Annotated in this window: 17 protein-coding genes; 12 read left to right on the top strand and 5 right to left on the bottom strand. The window is 72.5% G+C overall.

Features of this window, described 5'->3' with window-relative positions; all coding sequences use genetic code 11:
* Positions 1-35: 35 nt before the first annotated feature.
* Positions 36-1,001: a carbohydrate ABC transporter permease gene (locus ACFVHV_RS21745; RefSeq protein WP_380352790.1), complete on the bottom strand. Its 966-nt coding sequence runs from the start codon at positions 999-1,001 to the stop codon at positions 36-38.
* 2 nt (positions 1,002-1,003) lie between these two features.
* A complete protein-coding gene (locus tag ACFVHV_RS21740; protein ID WP_380352789.1) occupies positions 1,004-2,302 on the bottom strand; it encodes an ABC transporter substrate-binding protein in 1,299 nt (432 codons plus the stop codon).
* A gap of 282 nt (positions 2,303-2,584) precedes the next feature.
* Here ACFVHV_RS21740 and ACFVHV_RS21735 point away from each other — a divergent pair, with 282 nt between their 5' ends.
* From ACFVHV_RS21735 to ACFVHV_RS21705, 7 genes are all read left to right on the top strand, one after another.
* Complete coding sequence (locus ACFVHV_RS21735) at positions 2,585-3,589, top strand: LacI family DNA-binding transcriptional regulator (protein WP_380352787.1); 1,005 nt, start codon at positions 2,585-2,587, stop codon at positions 3,587-3,589.
* A gap of 116 nt (positions 3,590-3,705) precedes the next feature.
* A complete protein-coding gene (locus tag ACFVHV_RS21730) occupies positions 3,706-4,464 on the top strand; it encodes a DeoR/GlpR family DNA-binding transcription regulator (RefSeq protein WP_359907407.1) in 759 nt (252 codons plus the stop codon).
* Between the two features lie 255 nt (positions 4,465-4,719).
* Entirely contained in the window at positions 4,720-5,991 is a 1,272-nt protein-coding gene (locus ACFVHV_RS21725; protein WP_380352785.1) for an extracellular solute-binding protein, read from the top strand.
* A gap of 19 nt (positions 5,992-6,010) precedes the next feature.
* Positions 6,011-7,033 carry a carbohydrate ABC transporter permease gene (locus ACFVHV_RS21720; protein WP_380352783.1) on the top strand — a complete coding sequence of 341 codons (1,023 nt, stop codon included), beginning with the start codon at positions 6,011-6,013 and terminating at the stop codon, positions 7,031-7,033.
* Positions 7,030-7,869: a carbohydrate ABC transporter permease gene (locus ACFVHV_RS21715; protein WP_380352781.1), complete on the top strand. Its 840-nt coding sequence runs from the start codon at positions 7,030-7,032 to the stop codon at positions 7,867-7,869. Before ACFVHV_RS21720 ends, ACFVHV_RS21715 begins: the two co-directional genes overlap by 4 nt.
* 53 nt (positions 7,870-7,922) lie before the next feature.
* On the top strand, positions 7,923-8,969 hold the full coding sequence (locus ACFVHV_RS21710) for an SIS domain-containing protein (protein ID WP_380352779.1): 1,047 nt from the start codon (positions 7,923-7,925) through the stop codon (positions 8,967-8,969).
* 135 nt (positions 8,970-9,104) lie between these two features.
* On the top strand, positions 9,105-11,771 hold the full coding sequence (locus tag ACFVHV_RS21705; RefSeq protein ID WP_380352777.1) for a TIM-barrel domain-containing protein: 2,667 nt from the start codon (positions 9,105-9,107) through the stop codon (positions 11,769-11,771).
* 109 nt (positions 11,772-11,880) lie between these two features.
* Here ACFVHV_RS21705 and ACFVHV_RS21700 read toward each other — a convergent pair whose 3' ends face one another.
* Entirely contained in the window at positions 11,881-12,084 is a 204-nt protein-coding gene (locus ACFVHV_RS21700) for a cold-shock protein (protein ID WP_359907422.1), read from the bottom strand.
* 414 nt (positions 12,085-12,498) lie between these two features.
* On the opposite strand from ACFVHV_RS21700, the gene ACFVHV_RS21695 reads away from it, so the two are divergent.
* The gene (locus ACFVHV_RS21695) at positions 12,499-12,726 is read left to right on the top strand and encodes a hypothetical protein (protein WP_359907425.1); all 228 of its coding nucleotides are present in this window, start codon (positions 12,499-12,501) and stop codon (positions 12,724-12,726) included.
* Positions 12,727-13,177: 451 nt separating this feature from the next.
* Entirely contained in the window at positions 13,178-14,992 is a 1,815-nt protein-coding gene (locus ACFVHV_RS21690; RefSeq protein WP_380352775.1) for an amidohydrolase, read from the top strand.
* 130 nt (positions 14,993-15,122) lie between these two features.
* On the opposite strand, the gene ACFVHV_RS21685 is transcribed toward ACFVHV_RS21690, so the two are convergent.
* Both ACFVHV_RS21685 and ACFVHV_RS21680 read right to left on the bottom strand, forming a co-directional pair.
* Positions 15,123-16,118, bottom strand: coding sequence for a TauD/TfdA family dioxygenase (locus ACFVHV_RS21685; RefSeq protein WP_380352773.1), 996 nt, complete (start codon positions 16,116-16,118; stop codon positions 15,123-15,125).
* A 42-nt stretch (positions 16,119-16,160) separates the two neighbouring features.
* Positions 16,161-17,180, bottom strand: a complete 1,020-nt coding sequence (locus ACFVHV_RS21680; protein WP_380352772.1) for a hypothetical protein — start codon at positions 17,178-17,180, stop codon at positions 16,161-16,163.
* Positions 17,181-17,791: 611 nt separating this feature from the next.
* On the opposite strand from ACFVHV_RS21680, the gene ACFVHV_RS21675 reads away from it, so the two are divergent.
* From ACFVHV_RS21675 to ACFVHV_RS21665, 3 genes are all read left to right on the top strand, one after another.
* Positions 17,792-18,802, top strand: a complete 1,011-nt coding sequence (locus ACFVHV_RS21675) for a hypothetical protein (protein ID WP_380352770.1) — start codon at positions 17,792-17,794, stop codon at positions 18,800-18,802.
* Entirely contained in the window at positions 18,802-20,154 is a 1,353-nt protein-coding gene (locus ACFVHV_RS21670) for a cytochrome P450 (RefSeq protein ID WP_380352768.1), read from the top strand. The genes ACFVHV_RS21675 and ACFVHV_RS21670 overlap by 1 nt, the downstream gene beginning before the upstream one ends.
* Before the next feature lie 114 nt (positions 20,155-20,268).
* Positions 20,269-20,574, top strand: a complete 306-nt coding sequence (locus ACFVHV_RS21665) for a GNAT family N-acetyltransferase (RefSeq protein ID WP_380352766.1) — start codon at positions 20,269-20,271, stop codon at positions 20,572-20,574.
* The last annotated feature ends 90 nt before the right edge of the window (positions 20,575-20,664 follow it).

Below are 20,664 nucleotides of genomic sequence, written 5' to 3'. Positions count from 1 at the left end.
TTTCCGGTTGGGTGCGGGGAGCCGGGACGCGAGGGTCAGTTCTCGATCGGTTCGCGGCGCAGCAGGCGGCGCAGCACGACGGTGATCAGGGTGACCATGGCCAGGCTGACGATCGCGGCGGCGGTGGCCGTGCCCAGCCGGGGGACGGTGCCCTGCGGGAAGGCCTCGGCGTACACGTACACGGCGGTGTTCCAACTGCTCACCGGCGGATAGGCGTTGGTGCTTCCGCCGTAGAGCAGGATCAGCTCGAAGATCTTCACCGAGCTGACGGTCCACAGCACCGCGCAGACCGCGATGACGTCCCAGGCGCACGGCAGGGTGATGTGCCGGAAGCGCTGGAAGGCGCCGGCGCCGTCGAGTTCGGCCGCCTCGTAGAGGTAGTCGGGGATCTGGTCGACCGCCGCCATGATGATGGAGGTGTAGTAGCCGGTCGCCGTCCAGACCAGGGTGCCCAGGACCATCGGGAGCAGGTTGTCCGTCGACAGCCACTTGGGCGGTGTGGTCACCCCGAGGAGCTTCAGCGCCTGGTTGACGGGGCCGGTGGGCGAGAACAGGAACCCGGCGGCGATGCCGAAGACCATGCCGTTGACCAGCGAGGGGAAGAACAGCACCGACCGGGCGAACAGCCTGGCCCGCATCTCGCGCAGCACCAGGGTCAGCGCGAAGCTGAGCACGAAGGTGATCGTGCCTCCGACGACCATCAGTTCGAGCGTGTTGAACAGCGAGGTGCGGAACCTCGGGTCCTGGAACAGCAGGAGGTAGTTCCGCGGGCCGCGCCACTCCATCTCGCCCATGCCGTCCCACGCGTACAGGCTGGTCCACAGGGCGTAGCCGACCGGGGCGACGAACAGCACCGCGTACACGATCAGCGCGGGCGCGGTGAAGGGCCAGAACACCCGGCGGCGCTGGCGCTCCAGCGGGCCGACGCCGGAGCGGGCGGCGCGCTCGGACCGGCCCGGGGCGGCGTCCGTCCGGGGCGGGTTGTCAATCGTCGTCGCCACCGTCAGCCCTGGGTCTGCCAGTAGGTGACCTGGTCGGCCTTGCACTTGGCGACGAACCGGTCGGCCGTGGTCTTGCCGTGCCAGAAGTCCAGGTAGTTCTCGTTCAGGACCTTGGGCAGCCAGCTGCCGGCCACCCCGTCGAAGCCGAGGCGCACGGTCGGGGCCTCCAGGGCCTTCTGGACGTCGGCCAGTTCGGCGGGTGCCGGGATGTCGCTGCGCGGGGTGAGGTTGAGCGCGGTGGTGGAGATCCCGGACAGGTGCTTCTTCTGCAGGAAGAAGGCGATGAACTTCTGTGCGGCGGCGGCGTTCTTGGCCCGCTTGGGGATCGCGAAGCCGAACAAGCTAGCATCCGGGGTCTTCGCGGTGGGCGGCAGCATCGACGCCGTCCTCCAGCCGGCCGGGACCTGATTGGCCACCTCGGCGGTGACGTAGTTGCCGTCCATGTAGAAGGCGGCCTTGCCGCCCGCCCAGTTGGTCTCCTGCGCGGGGTACTTGGTGGCGTCGTAGCCCTCGATCAGGTGGCCGCCCTTCACCAGCTGCTCCACCTGCTGCGCCGCGGCGAGGACCGCCGGATCGTCCCAGGTCGCGCCGGACTTGTCGGCGGCGAGCTGCGCGACGTTCACCCCCGCCCCGTTGAGCAGGTAGTCGAAGTACAGCGCGTTGCTCCAGGGGTCCTCGCCCTCGGAGGCGATGCACGCCTTCCCGGCCGTCTTCAGCGCGTCGCAGACCTTGAGCAGTCCGGCCCAGTCGGTGGGCGGACTGGGCATGGCGGCGGCGATCGCCGGGTCGGCCGCGTTGTAGAACATGGCGTTGGTGACCACCTCGTACGGGATCACGTAGTGGTTGGAGCCGGACGGGTCCTTCGGCAGCATCTCGAAGTACTTGGCCGGGACGACCTGGGAGACCGGGACGTTCTCCTCGGGCACCTGCAGCTGCAGCACCGGCGAGAGGTCCAGTGCCTGGCCGGCCGCGGCGGTGGTGCCGTAGACCTTGTCGTCGGACTCGTCCCACAGGTCCGGGGCCCGGTTGGCGGCGATCGCCGGTCCGATCTTCTTGGCGATGTCCCGGCCCGCCCAGGTGACGTCCACCTTGGCGCCGGTGGTGGCGGTGAAGTCGTCGATCGCGGCCTTCAGCACCTTGGCCTGCGGCTCGTCGGCGCGCCACATCGACCAGTAGGTGAAGCTGCCGGCGGCCTTCGCGCCGCCCTCCGAGCCGCTGCCGCAGGCGCTCGCTCCGAGCGCGAGGGCGACGGCGGTGGCCGCCCCGATGATGCGGGCGGCGGGCATGGTCGTTCTCCCCATGGGTGGTTCCTCTCGGAGGCGCGAGATGCCGCGCGGACGTGTCGTCAGCCGGGGCCCGAGGACGGGGAGCGGCTGGATGGCTGGGACGATACGGTCGGGTTGACCGGTAAATCAAGAGTCCTTGCAAAAACCTGCTCCGGACTGCGGCGCTTCGACACCGATTGTGCAAGGGGCTCTCAAGTTGCGCACCGGAGCTGGGGTTTGATCTACCTTGACGCCCCTTCACCGGTGCCCTACCTTTCACCGAAAGCAAGTTGACCGGTAAAGCCGAAGGATCCAGTCATGGTGACGATGCAGGACGTGGCCGAGCGCGCCGGGGTCACGAAGCAGACCGTCTCCAACGTCATCCGGGGGCGGGGGGCCGTGAGCCCGGCGACCGCGGCCCGGGTGCGCGCCGCGATCGGGGAACTGGGGTACACCCCCAACCTGGTCGCGCGCTCCCTCGCCACCGGCGCCACCCGGACGGTGGGCCTGCTGGTCCCCACGGTGACGGGCTCCTTCTACCCCGACATCGTCGAGGAGGTCGAGGACGTCCTCGACGCGAACGGCTACCACCTGCTGCTCTGCACGACCCGGCTCGACGGCGAGCGCGCCAAGCGGCACCTGGCGAGCCTGACCAGCCGCTCGGTGGACGCGCTGCTGATCGCCGGCGACCGGGACCTGATCGACCACCTGCCGCTGCTGGCCGAGGCCTCCTTCCCGGTCGCCCTGTGCGCCTGGGAGACCGACGCCCCCGACCGCTTCCCCGTGGTCACCATCGACTACGAGCGGGCCGGCCACCTGGCCGGGCGCCACCTGCGCGAACTCGGGCACGAGCGCGTCGCGGTGCTCGCCAGCCCCGACCACGCCCCGCGGGTGGCGGGCTTCCGGCGCGCCTTCGCCGGCGACGGCCTGACCGTCCCCGACCACGCCGTCCACACCGCGCGCGAACCCACCCCCGCGGGCGGCTTCGCCGCGGCGACGGCGGCGCTCACCGCCGACCCGACGATCACCGCGCTCTTCGCCACCCACGACGTCCTCGCCCTGGGGGCGCTGGAGGCCGCCCGGGAAGCGGGCCGCTCCGTGCCCCACGACCTGTCGATCGTCGGGCACGACGACAACCCGGAGGTCGGCGTGGCCCGACCGGCGCTCACCAGCGTGGCCATCCCCAAGCGGGAGATGGCCCGGGAAGCGGTCGAACTGCTGCTGCGCGCCCTCACCCGCTCCGGCAGCCCGGCCAACTCGATCCAGCTGCTGCGCCCCGAGCTCGTCGTCCGCGACAGCACCGGCCCGGTCGGTGGCCGTTGAACCGGCCCGGCCCGGGGAGCCGCCCCCGGAGGCGAGCGCACCGCTCCCGTTCCGGGCGGTTCCACGCAGCTCCGCGCAAAGATCGTCCCTCGCACGAACGGCACTAGACTTCCGCCATGCTCAAAGCTGACCGCACCTCCCGGATCCTCACGCACCTCACCGAGACGGGCAGCGCCGACGTGCACGAGCTGGCCGGGCTCCTGCGGGTGTCGGCGGCCACCGTCCGCCGGGACCTGCAGGAACTCCACGACCAGGGCCTGCTGCACCGCACCCGCGGCGGGGCGGTCACCGGCGCCGTCAACCTCGAACTGCCGCTGCGCCACAAGCACGGCACGCGGCAGGCGGAGAAGCGCCGGATCGCCCTGGCGGCCGACCGGTTGGTGCCAGACGGCGCGGTGGTCGGCCTGACCGGCGGCACCACGACCAGCGAGCTGGCCCGCGTCCTGGCCGAACGCGGCGGGATCACCATCGTGACCAACGCCGTCAACATCGCGGCCGACCTGATCGTCCGGCCGGACATCCGCCTGGTGGTGGTCGGCGGCATCGCCCGGACCACCAGCTACGAACTGGTGGGGCCGGCCGCCGACCGGATGCTCGCCCAGTACCACCTCGACATCGCGTTCATCGGCGTGGACGGCCTGACCCCCCAGGAGGGCTGCACCACGCACGACGAGATGGAGGCCCAGACCGACCGCGCGTTCCTGCGCAGCAGCGCGCGGTCGGTCGTCCTCGCCGACAGCAGCAAGATCGGCCGGGTCACCTTCGCCCGGATCTGCCCGCTCTCCGAGGTCCACGACCTGGTCACCGACGCCGAGGTCACGGCGGAGCAGGAGGAGGCGATCGCCGCCGACGGGGTACGGGTCCTGCGCGCCTGACGCCGGGCCGCCGGCCCCACGGGCCCGGGTCCCGAAAGTCGGGAAGCCCGGAAGTCGCAGACCCCGGATCCCGCGGGCCCGGATCCCGCACCTCCTCACGCAACGCCCGGCCGGGCCTCCCGGCCGGGCGTTTCTGTCACCGCAACGGTTGACATGAACTCACTAACACAGGAAGCTCTTTCGCACCTGCGCAGAATCAGCGTGTATCAAGCATCTCCGATCACCCATCAAGCGCATACGAAGGCGGTAACTGCGGTGGACAAACGTGTGCCGGCCCTCCTCGCGGTGTGCGCCCTCGGCGCCCTCGCCCTCACCTCCTGCGGCAGCGGCAGTGGCGGCGGCACCGACGCCGACGGCAAGGTGACGCTCAAACTGGTCGCCGCCGACTACGGCGACAAGGAGTCCAACAGCTCCAAGGCCTACTGGAACGGCGTCGCCTCCGCCTTCACCGCCGCCAACCCCGACATCAGGGTCGACGTCCAGGTGGTGAACTGGAACGACATCGACCAGCAGGTCAAGACGATGATCCAGAGCGGCAACGTACCGGACGTCCTGCAGACCGGCGGCTACGCCGACAAGGTCGCCGACGACCTCCTCTACAAGGCGCAGGACGTCCTGTCGCCCGCCACCCGCAGCAACCTGATCGACAGCTTCGCCAAGGCCGGCGAGGTCAAGGGCGTGCAGTACGGCATACCGTTCGTCTCCTCCACCCGGCTCCTGTTCTACAACAAGGCGATCCTCCGGCAGGCCGGCATCACCCAACCCCCCGCCACCTGGGAGGAGTTGCGCAAGGACGCCGAGCAGATCAAGGCCGCGGCGCCCGGCGTCACCCCGTACGCGCTGCCGCTCGGCCCGGAGGAGGCCCAGGGCGAGAGCATGCTCTGGGAACTCGGCAACGGCGGCGGCCCCACCGACAAGGACGGCGGGTACACCCTCGACAGCCAGGCCGACATCGACACCTTCTCCTGGCTCAAGTCCAACCTCGTGGGCCCCGGCCTCACCTACCCCAACCCGGCCACCACCGACCGCAAGACCGCCTTCGCCGACTTCGCCGCGGGCAAGGCCGCCATGCTCAACGGCCACCCGTCACTGATCCGGATGGCCCAGGCGGGCAAGGTCGACTACGGAGTGGCCCCCGTCCCCGGCAAGGCGGGCCCGCTCACCAGCACCCTCGGCGTCGCGGACTGGACGATGGCCTTCAAGAAGAACGGCCACCGCGAGCAGATCAGGAAGTTCCTCGACTTCGCGTACACCGAGGAGAACATGCTCCGGTTCGACGAGACCTACAACCTGATGCCGGTCACCCAGGACACGCTGCGCGCGATGACCACCGGCGGCAAGCACCCGGACCTCGAACCGTTCTTCGCCCCGCTGCCGCACGCCGCCTTCTACCCGCTGGGCGACACCAGTTGGGACGTCGTCTCGGCCGAGCTCAAGAAGAGCGTCGGCAGCGCCGTCTCCGGCGACCCGGCCAAGGTGCTCGGCGACCTGCAGAAGAAGGCCCAGGACGCCGTCGCCAACAAGTGACCCCGCGGAAGGCACCCCAGTGACCTCCAGCTCCCCCGCCGCCGGGCCCCCCACGCTCCCCGGCTCCCCCACCGCCGGATCCCCCAGCGGCCCCGGCACCGCCGCCGGCTCCCCCACTCCGTCCGCGAGGCCGCCGTCCGCGAGGCCACCGCGCCGCGCCGCGCCGTCGGTCTCCCGCCCGGGCCGGCTCGGGCCGCTGCCCTGGATCGCCCCGGCCGTCCTGCTGATCCTCGCCGTCGTCCTGTGGCCCGTCTACGAGATGGTCCGCACCTCCTTCCTGCGCATCAGCACCAGCGGCTTCGTCCGGGGCCCGGCCGGCCTGGACAAGTACCGCAAGCTCTTCGGCGAGGCCGACCTCGGCCACGTGCTGCTCGCCACCGTGGTCTGGACGGCCGTCGTGGTCGGCCTGACCATGCTGCTCTCGCTCGGCCTGGCCCAGCTCTTCAACCAGCGCTTCCCCGGCCGCCGGTACGCCCGCTGGGCCCTGATCGTCCCCTGGGCCGCGTCGGTGCTGATGACCGCCATCGGCTTCCGGTGGATGCTCGACCGCACCGCCGGCGTGCTCAACACCGCCATGACCGACCTCGGCCTGATCGACGGCCCCCGGGACTGGCTCGGCACCCCCGCGACGGCCTGGCCCTGGATGGTGTTCGTCGCGGTCTTCGTCTCGCTGCCGTTCACCACCTACACCCTGCTCGCCGGCCTGCAGACCGTCCCCGCCGACGTGTACGAGGCGGCCCGGACGGACGGCGCCTCGCCCTGGCAGACCTACCGGCGGATCACCCTGCCGCTGCTGCGCCCGGCCTTCCTGGTCGGCGTCGTCATCAACCTGATCAACGTCTTCAACTCCTTCCCCGTCATCTGGGCCATGACCAGGGGCGGCCCGAGCAGCGACACGGCCACCACCACGGTGTTCATGTACCAGGTGAAGAGCACCGACATCGGCGAGTCCGCGGCCGTCTCGGTGGTCAACTTCGCGCTGGTGGTGCTGATGGTGCTGGCCTTCCTCAAGGTCAGCCGCTGGAACGGGGAGGAGAGTTGAGGGCGCGGCGCGGCCGTCGCCCGATCCGGCCGCGCACCGTCGTGCTCGCCGGCGTCGCCTGGCTGCTGGCGGCGGTCTTCCTGCTCCCGTACCTGGAGATGGTCGTCACGGCGCTGCGCCCGGCCGACGAGCTGCGCGACGCGGGCTACCTGCCGCACCACTTCGCCTGGTCCAACTTCGTCGGCGTCTGGCGCGACTCCACCCTCGGCGGCAACCTGAGGGTCACCCTGCTGGTCGCCGGCGGGTCCACCGTGCTGGCGCTGCTGGTCGCCCTGCCCGCCGCGTACTGCACCGCCCGGGTCCGGTACCGGGGCCGGCGGCTCTTCCTGCTGCTCGTCCTGGTCACCCAGATGTTCCAGCCGACCTCGCTGCTGGTAGGCCTCTACCGCGAGTTCTACCGGCTCGGCATGCTCAACTCGGTCTGGACGCTGATCCTCTGCAACGCCGCCTTCAACCTGGCCTTCGCGATCTGGATCCTCACCGCCTACATCTCGGCCATCCCGGTGGAACTGGAGGAGGCCGCGCTGCTCGACGGCCTCGGCCGGCTCGGGGCCCTGCGCCGGGTGGTCCTGCCGCTGGCCATGCCGGGCGTGGTCACCGCGGTGATCTTCACCTTCATCTCGGCCTGGAACGAGTTCGTGATGGGCCTGACCCTGTCCACCGAGCCGGGGAGCCAGCCGCTCACCGTCGGGATCAACAGCTTCATCGGCAACTACACCGTCGAGTGGAACTACCTGTTCGCCGGGTCGGTCGTCGCGATCGTGCCGGTCGTGGTGCTGTTCGCCCTGATCGAGCGGCACGTGGTCTCGGGACTGACCGCCGGATCGGTCAAGTAGCCGACCGCACCCACGGGTTGAAAGTCCGCCGCCTCTTCGAAGGAGCCCGCCGCATGGCCCCCGCCAGCCCCGACCCCGTCGGCACCCCCGACCCCGCAGGCACCGCAGGCACCGCAGGCACCGCAGGCACCGCAGGCACCGCAGGCACCGCAGGCACGCCCTCCCGCACCGCCGCCGAGATCGCCTCGCAGCCCGACTGCTGGCGCCGCGCCGCCGACTCCCTGCCGCGGCACGCCCCCGCCCTGCCCCGCCGGGGCGAGCGGATCGCCGTCGTCGGCTGCGGCACCTCCTGGTTCATGGCCCAGGCCTACGCGGCCCTGCGCGAGGGCGGCGGCCACGGGACCACGGACGCCTTCGCCGCCTCGGAGTTCCCGCCCGGGCGCGCCTACGACCGGATCCTGGCCATCTGCCGCTCCGGCACCACCACCGAGGTGCTCGACCTGCTCGGCCGGGCCCGTACGGCCGGGGTGCCCACCAGCACCGTCACCGCCGATCCCGCCACCCCGGTCGCGGCGCTCGCCGACGCCGTCGCCGTCCTGGATTTCGCCGACGAGCGGTCCGTCGTGCAGACCCGCTTCGCCACCAGCGTGCTCGCCCTGCTGCGCGCCCACCTGGAAGCCGAGGGCGCGCTTCCGGCCGGAGTCCACCCGCTGTCCCGCGCGGTCCGGGACGCCGAACGGGCCGTCGCGGTGCCGCTGTCCGCCGAACTGCGCGACGCCGGGCAGTTCACCTTCCTCGGGCGCGGCTGGACGTACGGGCTGGCGCTGGAGGCCGGGCTGAAGCTGCGCGAGGCGGCGGGTGCCTGGACCGAGGCGTACCCGGCGATGGAGTACCGGCACGGGCCGATCAGCATCGCCGAACCGGGCCGGGTGGCCTGGGTGTTCGGCGCGCCGCCCGCCGGGCTCGCCGAGGACATCACCCGGGCCGGCGCCCTCCTGGTCGCCGGATCCGGTGGAACGGACGGCGACCTGGACCCGCTGGCCGACCTCGTCCGGGCCCAGCGGCTGGCCGTCGCGGTGGCCGAGTCGCGGGGCTGCGACCCGGACCGGCCGCGGCACCTCACCCGGTCCGTCGTCCTCGGGGACCGGCACCGTCCCTGACCGGCGCCGTTCGCCCTCTCACCACCGCGTGCCCCGTCACCTCCGCACCTCCTCGCCCGCCCGGGCGCGTCCGGCCCGGGCGCGTCCGGCAGGTCCTGACCGCCCACCTCTTCAACGTCGAACGGAGACACCACCGTGCGCCTACTCCGGCCCCACCTCCGCCGGGCCGCCCTCACCGCGGCCCTGGCCGTCCTCCCCGCCCTGGCCGGGCCCGTCCTGCCCGCCCGGGCCGCGACCCCCGGCTCCGCCGTCCTCGACCAGGGCCACCAGAGCGTCACCTGGCAGAGCCCGCAGTACGCCAAGGGCACCCTCGGCGACCCCGGCAGCTGCCCCCCGGCCGCGCAGGACCCGGGCGGCACGGTCTGCGACCACTTCGACCTCACCGTGAACGTGCCGGCCGGCTACTGGGACGACAATCCGGAGGGCGGCGTCCCGGTGTCCGTCCGCTGGCAGAACCCCACCGACGACTTCGACCTCTACATCTACGACGCCACCGGCAAGCAGGTGGCCAGCAGCGCGGGCACCGCCGACCCGGAGGCCACGGTGATCCCGAAGGCCTCGGGCACCTACCGCGTCCTGGTGGTCCCCTACGACGTCCACGGCGGCTCCTACACCGGCACCGCCTACCTGCCGCAGACCGCCGACGCCGGCGACCTGACCGGCTTCGGCGGCTCCCAGGGCAGCTACGACATCTCCGCGGGCACCCTGAAGGCCCGGGTCGACTTCCTCGCCGACGACCAGCTGCGCCTGCGCGCCGCCCCGGACGGCGTCCTCACCGATCCGGCGGGCAGCACGATCGTCCGCACGCAGCCCGAGCCGCAGCGCGACACCAGCACCTTCGACGCCGGGGCGTACTACGGCATCCGCTCCAAGGGCCTGGTCCTGCGGGTCTACAAGCACCCGCTGCGGTTCGGCCTGTACAAGGCGGACGACCGCACCGCCCTCTGGCAGGAGAGCGCTCCACTGCGCTGGAGCACCGGCGGACTGCGGCAGAGCCTGGTGCGCGGCGCGGACGAGCAGTTCTTCGGCGGCGGCGAGCAGAACGGCTCCTTCTCGCACCGCGACCGGACCGTCCACGTCGCCAACAGCACCGACTGGAACGAGGGCGGCTGGAACAACTCCCAGCCGTTCTACGTGTCCTCCGCCGGCTACGGCGTCTTCCGCAACACCTTCACGCCCGGGATCTACGACTTCGGCTCGCCCGTCCGCACCGGGCAGCAGGAACGCCGCCTGGACGCCTACTACTTCACCGGTGACGTCAAGGCGGTGATCGGCCGGTACACCGACCTGGTCGGCAAGCCCTTCATGCCGCCCGTCTACGGGCTGGAGCCCGGCGACTCCGACTGCTACCTGCACAACGCCAACCGCGGCGAGCGCCACACCCTGGACGCGCTGAAGGTCGCCGACGGCTACGTGGACAACCAGATGCCGCTGGGCTGGATGCTGGTCAACGACGGCTACGGCTGCGGCTACGAGAGCCTGCCGCAGACCGGCACGGGCCTGCGCAAGGACCACGCCCAGCTCGGTCTGTGGACCCAGAACGGCCTGCCCAACCAGGCCGAGGAGGTCAAGGCCGGCGTGCGGGTGCGCAAGCTCGACGTGGCCTGGGTCGGCAACGGCTACGACTTCGCGCTGAACGCCTGCGACCAGGCCAAGGCCGGCATCGAGGACAACAGCGACGCCCGCGGCTTCGTCTGGCTGCCGGTCTCCTGGGCCGGCGCGCAGCGCTGCGGCGTGCTGTGGAGCGGTGACCAGAGCCTGTCCTGGGACTACATCCGCTGGCAGATCCCGACCTATGCCGGCGCCACCATGTCCGGCATCGCCTACAACACCGGCGACGTCGGTTCGATCTACCGCCGGGACCCCAAGATGTACGCCCGCGACCTGCAGTGGAAGGCCTTCCTCCCGGCGATCATGACCATGGACGGCTGGGCCCGGGACATGACGGGCAAGCAGCAGCGGGACCAGCAGCCCTGGCTGGACGGCGAGCCCTACACCTCGATCAACCGCAAGTACCTGCAGCTCAAGGAACGGCTGCTGCCGTACATGTACACCCTCTCCGCGGAGGCCACCCGCACCGGCGTCGGCGCGGTCCGCCCGCTGGCCCTGGAGTACCCGCACGACCCGAACGCCCTCGGCCCGAACGCCAAGTACGAGTTCCTGGCCGGGCCCGACTTCCTGGTCGCGCCGGTCTACTCGGACACCACCGTGCGCGACGGCATCTACCTGCCCGAGGGCACCTGGACCGACTACTGGACCGGCCGCACCTACCAGGGCCCGACCACGGTCAACGGCTACTCCGCCCCGCTCGACACGCTGCCGCTGTTCGTCCGCGGCGGCGCGATCGTCCCGATGTGGCCCAAGGGCACGCTGTCCTGGGAGAACCGGGACCGCTCCGAGCTCGACTACGACCTCTACCCGCAGGCCGCGGGCGACTCCTCCTACACCCTGTACGAGGACGACGGCGTCACCCGGCAGTTCAACGCCGGCTCCTCGGCCACCCAGCGGGTGGACGTGCACAGCAACCGCGCCGTGACCAACGTCCGCATCGGCGCCAGCGAGGGCGACTACGCCGGCAAGCCGGCCCAGCGGTCGTACCGCCTCACCGTGCACGGCCGCCCCGCCCCGCGCCTGGTGGCCGGCGACGCGGGCCCGCTGCCCCGGCTGGACTCGGCGGCCGCGCTCGACGCGGCCGGCTCGGGCTGGTACTACGACGCCGCGACCGGGGTGACGACGGTCCGGACGCCGTCCGTCCCCACCGGCGACGGCTTCTCGCTCAACCTGGTCCACGGCGGCAACTGACCGCCCGACGGCGAGGGGCTTCCACCCCGGTACGGCAAAAGGGGCCCGCACCGTGCGCGACGCACGGTACGGGCCCCTTTTTCTGCCGGGCGAAAGCCGGAGCAGAGGACTACAGCGGGCGGATGTTCTCGGCCTGCGGGCCCTTCTGGCCCTGCGTGACGTCGAACTCGACCTTCTGGCCCTCAACGAGCTCACGGAAGCCCTGGGCAACGATGTTCGAGTAGTGGGCGAACACGTCCGCGCCGCCACCCTCCTGCGCGATGAAGCCGAAGCCCTTTTCCGCGTTGAACCACTTCACGGTGCCAGTAGCCATGAGAAATCTCCTTCGAGAGACTGTCCGAAGCCTGCACCATGCAGACTTTCGAGTCGCCGCGATGAGAACCCTCCGGGAAAGAGCCGGAAAACAAAAAATGCGCCTGCGAAGAGCAGGCGCACACAAAGTTCATGGGAACCACAACTGCAACTAAAACAACCGTAGCAGACTTCGGGCCGCCGCGGCGGATAACCACGCGAATATTTTCGCCTCACCCTTCCGGGCGTGCCCCTCACCCCCAGGGGGACCGCAACAACCGGTTGCCACGGGGAGATTGGGGGCGCCCCGCCCCGCCCCGGCCCGGTCGCGACTTTCGCCACGCCGGGAGGACGGGCCGCCCCGAGGATGACCGGCAACGGATTCACCCCCGCCGGGACGGCCCGTTCCCTCGATTTTCGGAGCATACTGACCAGGATGACGAAATCACCGGCAGTCCGACGCCCTCTGCCCACCAGTCCCTTCAAGCCCCGGCCCGAAGCACCGCCCAAACACTTCGCGGTCGGCGACCGCATCAGCCACGACAAGTACGGTCTCGGCCGCGTCATCGCGGTGGAGGACGGGGCCTACCCCGCGGTCCTCGTCGACTTCGGCACCCGACAGGAGCGGATCACCCCGCCGTACGCCGCCATGTACACCCTCTGACCGACACACCGGCGGCGATGCCGTCACCGCCCCGGGGTGCGGTCCGGACCCCGACGGCGCAGCCGACGGTGCCCGGTCTCCGGGCCGCCACTGTGCACACCGCGGGGGCCGATCCGTCGGGCCGTGCCGGGACTCCGGCACGGCCCCGTACGCGCGCCCGCCGGCCCGCCCCCGCATCACCGTCGTCACCGACCGCATGCCGGTGGCGACGGCCACCGGGTCGCCCGGGGCCGGAACCTCCTCCCCCTCCTCCACGCCGGCGCCGCTCCCGTTTTCACGCGCCCGGCGCCACCCACTCGTCATCCCCCCTGCGGCCCCCGGTCGGCCTCGCCCCTCCTGCCGGCCGCTCGCCCATGGACCCGGCCGCGGCAGGAGCCGGGTTCGCGATCCGGTTGCCATGGGTAGGCAGGTGAGCACCAGGAGTAGCCAGCGGTAACAGGAGGGAACCGGAATGAGCGGTCAGCCGGCAGGGACGACGGACGACGGCGGTGCCCGGGCCGCGGCACCGTACGACGAGGCCGATGTCATCTTCCACGGCGGGGAGATCGTGACGGTCGCCGCCGATGCCCAGGAGTCCGCTCCCGGCCCCGAGGCGGTGGCCGTCAAGGACGGTGTCATCGTCCACGTGGGTGACCACCGGGAGGCCGTCGACCGCTGGCAGGGGCCGCGAACACAGGTGCGCGACCTCGCCGGCCGCGCCCTGCTGCCCGGGTTCATCGACGCCCACGGGCACCTGGGCGGCATCGGCCTGCAGGCCACCCTCGCCAACCTGCTGGCCGATCCCGACGGCGACGTCACCGACATCGCCTCGCTCCAGGAGAAGCTGCGCGCGTGGGCGAAGACCCCGGTGGGCGCCTTCTCCCAGTGGATCATCGGGTTCGGCTACGACGACGCCATGCTCGCCGAGGGCCGGCACCCCACCCGCGAGGACCTCGACAAGGTGTCCACCACCCGGCCGGTGCTGGCCATCCACCAGTCCTTCCACCTCGGGGCGGTGAACAGCCGCGGCCTGCGGGAGCTGGGCTACACCAAGGCCAGCGCGGACCCGGACGGCGGCGTCATCCGCCGCCGGCCCGGCCCCGTGGCCCGGCCGTACGGCGAGCCCAACGGCGTCCTGGAGGAGACGGCCTTCAGCCCGGCCTCCGAAAAGGCCACCGAAGGGCTGCCGCTGACCGCACTGGCCGCCCTCTTCAGCAAGGGCGTGGCGTCGGCCGCGAGCTTCTGCTTCACGACCGTCCAGGAGGGCGGCGCCACGCTGAAGAACCTGAAGGCCCTGCGGGACGCCGCCGCCGTTGTGCCGTTCAAGATCGACGTCGTCGCCTACGCGCGGGCCGACGAGGCGACGGCCGCACCGGACCCGGACCCGGTCGGCGCGAGCCAGGAGTACCACCGGGGTGTGCGCGCGGCCGGCGTGAAGATGTACCTGGACGGATCCCCGCAGGGCCGCACGGCCTGGCTCACCGAGCCCTACCAGGAGCGGCCGGAGGGCACCCCCGAGGGCTACCGCGGCTACCCCACCATCGAGGACCCCGAGGTCGTGCTCGACCAGGTGCGCACCGCGTACGCCAAGGGCTGGCAGGTGCTCGCCCACGTCAACGGGGACGCCGCGATCGACCAGTTCATCGAGGCGGTCGGCACCGCCGCCGGGGAGGCCGAATCCGGCGACCGGAGGACGGTGGCGATCCACGCCCAGACCGCCCGCGAGGAGCAGATCGAGGCCTTCGACCGCCTGGGCATCATCCCGTCCTTCTTCTCCATGCACACGTACTACTGGGGCGACTGGTACCGCAAGACCGTCCTCGGGCCGGAGCGGGCCGCCACCATCTCCCCCGCCCGCTGGGCCGTGGACCGGGGGATGATCTACACCTCGCACCACGACGCCCCGGTCGCCCTGCCCAACTCGATCGCCATCCTCTCCAGCCAGGTCACCCGCCGCACCCGCACCGACCAGGTCGTCCTCGGCCCCGAGCAGTGCGTGTCGGCCCTCGACGCGGTCAAGTCCATCACCATCAACGCCGCCCACCAGTACTTCGAACAGGACCGCAAGGGCAGCATCGAGGTCGGCAAGCTCGCCGACCTGGTGATCCTCTCCGCGAACCCGCTGACGGTCCCGCCGGAGGAGATCAAGGACATCAAGGTCGCCGAGACCATCAAGAAGGGCACCACCATCCACTCCGTCGCCGACGCGAACAGCGAAACGAACGCCGACGACCCCGTTGCCGGACTCGAAGTCCCCACCGACTACCAGTGGCACGGCTGCTGCTGACGGCGCATCCCGCGCCGCCGCCCCCGGACCTGCGGGCCCGGGGGCGGCAACGGGCGCGCCGTCGATCGCCGACACGCTCGCGACGGGCGGGGCTCGGTCCGGCACCGGGCCGGCCGCCGCTCCGGGCCGGTCAGCGGGCGAGTACCTGGCCGTCCTGGGGACGGTGATCCCGGGAGCGGCGCAGGTCGACGGCGACGTAGGTGCGTTGCAGCCAGCGGTCCGCCCCGTCGTAGCGGGGCCGGAACGCGGTACGGCCGTGGACGGTGACGCGGTTGTCGACGACGACCAGGTCACCGGGGGCCAGGCGCAGGGTGCGGGCGGTCTCCTCGCAGGCCCGGCCGAACTCGGCCAGCGCGGCGGTGGCCCGAGGGGTGAGCGGGGTGGTGACGAGCTGGGCCATGCGGATGTCGGGGTCCTCCGATGCGCCGAACAGCACCGGCCGGGGTTCGGCTCCGGCTCCGCTCGCGGCGTCCGGGCCGAAGGAGGGCGGTGGCGTGGTGATGAACTCCGGTGCGAACAGGGCCTCCCGGTCGGCCCGGGTGAGCAGCGGCAGCGCCTGGCGGATGCCGGCGACGCGCATCCCGGCCATCCGGTCGTGGTCGGCGCGCAGGCACAGGAAGACCACGTAGTCCGGCGGGTGGGGGTGGAAACCGTTCTCGGTGTGGAAGGACAGCGGCACCGATCCGGCGTTGCCGTGGAAGGCCTCCTGCCCGGGCACGGGCACCACGTCCTGCACGAGAGCGCCGGACTTCTCGGCCAGGTAGGCGAGCGGCTCGCCGAGCCCGCAGGCCACCATGGTGAGCAGCGCGGCGGGGACGGTGGCCCGGCGCTGGACCGAGCCGGGCACGGCCGGTGTCGGGGGCAGGGCCGCCTCGTCGACGGGCAGGCCGCCGATCACCAGGGTGCCGTGCGGGCCGGAGCTCCTGCGGAACCGGCGCACCGCACGGCGCAGCGGCAGCGGGAGCTCGTCCCAGGCGTCCCGGGCCCGGGCCACCCACTCGGGGCTGTCGACCCGGTCCTGCCCACCGGCGGACAGGGAGCGGGCCAGGCGCCGGCACGCGTCGGCATCGGCCGGATCCAGGTTCCAGTCCGCGGCGAGGGCGGTGTGGTGCGGGGTGCCGGGCATCGGGTCTCTCCTGCCGGGAGTGCGGACGGTGGACGGCCGGGCTCACGAGTGGCGCAGGCCGGCCACGGCGTCCGCGATGTAGTGGTCCCCGAAGCGGATCAGGGGGGCGTACTGGGCCGCGCGGCGGTGGCGCATGAGCCGTAGTTCGGCGACGGCGTTGTCGGGGCCCTCGGGCCGCTGGGCGATGGAACGGCGCAGGTGCACCAGCGAGTACGCGAGGGTGACGTGCCGTTCGGCGTCCACGAGGTCGGCTTCCAGGAGCGCGCCCCGCGCCTCGGCCAACTCGGGCGCGCGGGCCGCCAGTTGCTCGTAGGAGTCGGGGATCGCCGACAACAGGTCCTTCATCGCCGTCCGGAACAGCCTGTACCCGCGGTGCTGGCGCCCGCTGAGCGGGATGTCCGTCGACGGCGGCTCCATGGTCCGGCGGATCGCCGCCATGTAGTGGTCGGCCGGGATCGTGCCGGCGTGGTTCATGGCCGCGGGGAAGCCGCGCACGTACTCCGTCGCGTCCGCCAGCCGCCCCAGGGCGGCATCGCCGTCACCGTGCCGCAGGTGGCGGGTGGCGTCGGCCACGGCGACCGCGGCGCAGACGTTGAACAGGACATGGACCTGGTGCCCGACGAGCCACCGCGCGCTCCACGCGCTCTCCGGCGACGGCCGCGCACCGGGCTCGGGAACGACCACCGGCGGGACGGGGTCGTGGTCGGCGCCCGGCGCCACGCCGGTGAGGTCGAGCACCGACCGCCGCATCCCGGCCACCTCCAGCGCCAGGTCGGCACCCGACAGCGGAGCCTCGCAGAGGTCCTCCAGGCCGCGGTGGACGACCAGCAGCCCGTGCAGGGCAGCCTGCTGATCCGACAGCTCCACCTCACGCACCCGGAAGTACGACTGACTGGTCGACTCCGCCGGCACGTCCTCACCCGCCACGGCCGGAGCCAGAGCCGCCAGCGCGGCCACCGACTCGCCTGCCGCCGCGGCGGCCTGCCGCAGCGTGGCGGTCCGTTCGACGGGCCCGGCATGGGTCGCCACCCCGGCCAGCACCCGCGCGGCCCGCCTCGCCACGGCGGCGACCCGCGCACCCAGCGCCGGGACGGGCCGCCCGCCTCGGGGCTCACGGAAGACAGCGACAGGAGGATGACCGGCGACCGGCGATAAGCCCATGGTGGAAATATTTCGCCAGGAACACGCCACACGAAACCCTGGTCGGCGACACGGTTCCGGCCCCGGGGCGGCCGCGGGACCGCGGCCGCCCTTCCGGCGGTGCCCCGTCGGTCCGGGCCCGTGCCGGTGCGCCGCCCGTGCGGTGCCGTCCTCACCACCGGAACCGGCAGCGCCATGGGCAACCTGGCGGCGGCGTACCGCGCCAACACACCCCTGATCGTCACGTCCGGCCAGCAGCACCGGGAACGATCCGGGGCAGCGTCCCGTCCCTGGCCGCATGAAGGCCCACCACGACCGGCGGGACCGGCAGCCGCGAGTACGCCGGGGCGCTCTGGACCGGAAGGGCCGGCCGGCCGTGCGCCGGGAGGCAACCACGGATGCGCGCACAGTCCACCACCCCACCCCGATCCGGAATAGTTTCGGCCTCCCGCGCAGGCCGGGCGACCCCACGCGATCGTCGCGGGGCACCGAACTCCGGCCGCGACCCCAACCAGACGAGGGCCGGCACAGCGATGACCGATCTCCGCGACGGGCGACCGCACAGCACCCCGGACGACTTGTGGTGCCCCTTCCCCTCCCTGACGAACCCCCACGCCGAACAGGCCGACCGGCAGAGCCTGGCCTGGCTGGCGCGCCACCGGCTGCTGGACGGGCGCCTGCGGCAGTCCGACGGGATCGGGCGCCAGCGCAGCGGTCACCTGGCCGCACGGACCAACCCCGAGGTCTCCGCCGAGATGCTCCGTCTGCTGTCCGACTGGTACGTCTGGCTCTTCGCCTTCGACGACGGGTACTGCGAGGACCGCGAACACGGCCACCACCCCGGGCCGTTGGCCCGCACGACCGCTCTCCTCGCCCGGGTGATCGACCCCGAGCCGCCCGGCGAGGAGGTCTTCGGCGGCCGGCCGTCCGGACCGGCCGGCGCCTACGCGACGGCCCTGCGGGAGATCCGGGACCGGGTCGCCGCGCAGGCCTCACCGTCACAGCTGTTCCGGTGGGAGTGCACGGTCCGCGAGTACCTCTCCGCGCAGGTGTGGGAGGCCGCCAACCGCGAGGCGGGCACGGTGCCGGGCCTGTCCGAGTACGTGGCCATGCGCAGGCACGCCGGAGCCACGTACACCTGCCTCGCCCTGGTCGACTTCGCGGCCGGCCGCGAAGTCCCGGCCGCGGAGGCGGACGGCCCTTCGCTGCGCAGGCTCAGGGACCTCACGGCGAACCTGGTGAGCTGGGACAACGACCTGTACTCCCACGCCAAGGAGACCGCGGGCGGCCAGGGCCGCCACAACCTGGTCGAGGTCCTGGCCCGCCACCACCACTGTTCTCCGGCCGAGGCCCGACGGTCTGCCGTCGCCATGCGTGACGCCGAGATGCGCGCGTTCATCGGGCTGAGCCGAACCGTCCACGCGAACGGCGGCGACGCGGCCTCCGCGTACGCCCGGAGCCTGGGGCTGTGGCTGCGCGGACACATCGACTGGTCCCGCGGCAGCTCCCGGTTCGACGTGCCCGCCCCCACGGCGAGGCCCTGATGCGCGAGGACGACGCCCCGAACCTCGCGGTGCCGTGCGCGCCGGGCCGCCTGCCCCTGCTCGGACACCTGCTCCCACTGCTGACCGACCCCCTGCCCTTCCTCCAGTCGCTGGCCGACCACGGCCCGGTGGTGCGGATCCACCTGTGGCGCAGGCCGGTTCACGTCCTCACCGAACCGGAGCTGGTGCACCGGCTGCTCGTCGAGGACGCCGCGAAGACCGAGAAGGGCTTCGTCTTCGACAAGGCCCGCGGCGTGCTGGGCAACGGTTTGTTCATCTCCGAGGGCGCGTTCCACCTCCGCCAGCGGCGCCTGGTCCAGCCCGCCTTCCACCGCGACGGCATCCGCCGGTACGCCGCCCTGACCACGCGACTGGCCGCGGCCGCGGTGTCCCGCTGGGAGCCCGGGCGGGCGGCGCCGATCGAGCACCGGATGCACGATCTCGCCCGGGACATCGTGGTCGAGGCGCTGTTCGCCGCCCGCCTGAGCGACGCCCAGAAGGCCCGGATCGACCGGGCCGTGCCCGTGGTCCTCACCGGATTCGTCCAGCGGGCGCTCTACCCGTCGCCGCTGCTGGAGAAGCTGCCCGTACCGGCCAACCGGCGCTTCGACACCGCGGTCCGGGACCTGCGCACCGTCGTGGACGAGATCGTCGCCCGGGCCGCCCTCCGGCATCAGGGCCGGGACGACACGCTGCTGTCGCTGCTGCTGACCACCCGCGACGAGGAGACCGGACTCGCCATGGCACCGGTCCAGGTCCGGGACGAGGCGGTCTCGCTGCTCCTGGCCGGCACCGAGACGACCGCTACCACGCTCGCCTGGCTCTTCCACGAACTCGCCCGGCGCCAGGACCTGCAGGACGAGCTGAGCGAGGAGGTGCGCGCCGTCGCCGGCGACGGCGCCGTATCCCTGGAGGACCTGCCGCGCCTGGAACGCACCGGGCACGCGATCAGCGAGACCCTCCGGCTCCACACCCCCAACTGGATCCTGATGCGCCGGGCGGTGGCGCCGCTCCACTGCGGCGGCGCCCTCCTGGCCCCGGGGGCAGAGATCCTCTTCAGCCCGGCCGCCCTGCACCGCTCCCCGCAACTCCACCCCGACCCGTTGCGATTCGATCCCGAGCGCTGGCGCCGCCCAGGAAACCCTGCCCGCCCCGGGCTGTTCATCCCCTTCGGCGCCGGCCGCCACAAGTGCGTCGGCGAGTCCTTCGCCCGGGCCGAGATGCTCGTCATCGCCGCTACCGTCCTCGCCCGCCTGCGGCTCCGGACGGCGACGGCCGCCCCCGTCCGGGAGAGCGCCACGGCCGCCACTGTCCGCCCGCGCGGCCCGTTGCTCGTCGCCGAACCGCGGTGAGCGGCCGGGCGCACCGAAGTCGTCACCCCGCCGCTTGTCGACCGCGACAAATGTTTATTATTCAACTATAGTCAGGGATGCCGACCCGGCAATCCGACCGCACGAGGAGGAACCATGGAGCAGTCCGTCACCGACAACACCGAGAAGTCCCGGTTCGAGATCCAGGACGACGGCGAACTCGCCGGCTTCGCCGAGTACCACCGCTCCGGCAACGAGATCGCCTTCATCCACACCGAGATCGACCCCCGCTTCGAAGGCCGCGGCCTCGGCAGCCGGCTGGCCCGCGCCGCCCTGGACGCCGCACGCGACCAGCAGCTCGCCGTCCTGCCCTACTGCCCCTTCATCCGCGGCTGGATCACCAAGCACCCCGAGTACGCCGATCTCGTCCCCGCCACCCACCGCGCCCGGTTCGGCCTCTGAACCCCGAAGCCGAAGGCGCGCAGGCGTGACCGCCCCCCGGGGCAACGGCCCGTCCCCGGCGGAGAGTCCGCCGTCCGGGCCGTCCCCGGG

The organism is Kitasatospora sp. NPDC127116, from assembly GCF_042677365.1.
Classification (GTDB): domain Bacteria; phylum Actinomycetota; class Actinomycetes; order Streptomycetales; family Streptomycetaceae; genus Kitasatospora; species Kitasatospora lactacystinica.
This window is presented reverse-complemented; position numbering and strand designations above follow the sequence as displayed.

Excerpts from the sequence above, each read along its gene's own strand:
- ACFVHV_RS21740 (WP_380352789.1), bottom strand. The coding sequence starts at position 2,302 with ATGGGGAGAACGACCATGCCCGCCGCCCGCATCATCGGGGCGGCCACC.
- ACFVHV_RS21735 (WP_380352787.1), top strand. The coding sequence starts at position 2,585 with ATGGTGACGATGCAGGACGTGGCCGAGCGCGCCGGGGTCACGAAGCAG.
- ACFVHV_RS21730 (WP_359907407.1), top strand. The coding sequence starts at position 3,706 with ATGCTCAAAGCTGACCGCACCTCCCGGATCCTCACGCACCTCACCGAG.
- ACFVHV_RS21710 (WP_380352779.1), top strand. The coding sequence starts at position 7,923 with ATGGCCCCCGCCAGCCCCGACCCCGTCGGCACCCCCGACCCCGCAGGC.
- ACFVHV_RS21700 (WP_359907422.1), bottom strand. The coding sequence starts at position 12,084 with ATGGCTACTGGCACCGTGAAGTGGTTCAACGCGGAAAAGGGCTTCGGC.
- ACFVHV_RS21695 (WP_359907425.1), top strand. The coding sequence starts at position 12,499 with ATGACGAAATCACCGGCAGTCCGACGCCCTCTGCCCACCAGTCCCTTC.
- ACFVHV_RS21690 (WP_380352775.1), top strand. The coding sequence starts at position 13,178 with ATGAGCGGTCAGCCGGCAGGGACGACGGACGACGGCGGTGCCCGGGCC.
- ACFVHV_RS21685 (WP_380352773.1), bottom strand. The coding sequence starts at position 16,118 with ATGCCCGGCACCCCGCACCACACCGCCCTCGCCGCGGACTGGAACCTG.
- ACFVHV_RS21675 (WP_380352770.1), top strand. The coding sequence starts at position 17,792 with ATGACCGATCTCCGCGACGGGCGACCGCACAGCACCCCGGACGACTTG.
- ACFVHV_RS21670 (WP_380352768.1), top strand. The coding sequence starts at position 18,802 with ATGCGCGAGGACGACGCCCCGAACCTCGCGGTGCCGTGCGCGCCGGGC.
- ACFVHV_RS21665 (WP_380352766.1), top strand. The coding sequence starts at position 20,269 with ATGGAGCAGTCCGTCACCGACAACACCGAGAAGTCCCGGTTCGAGATC.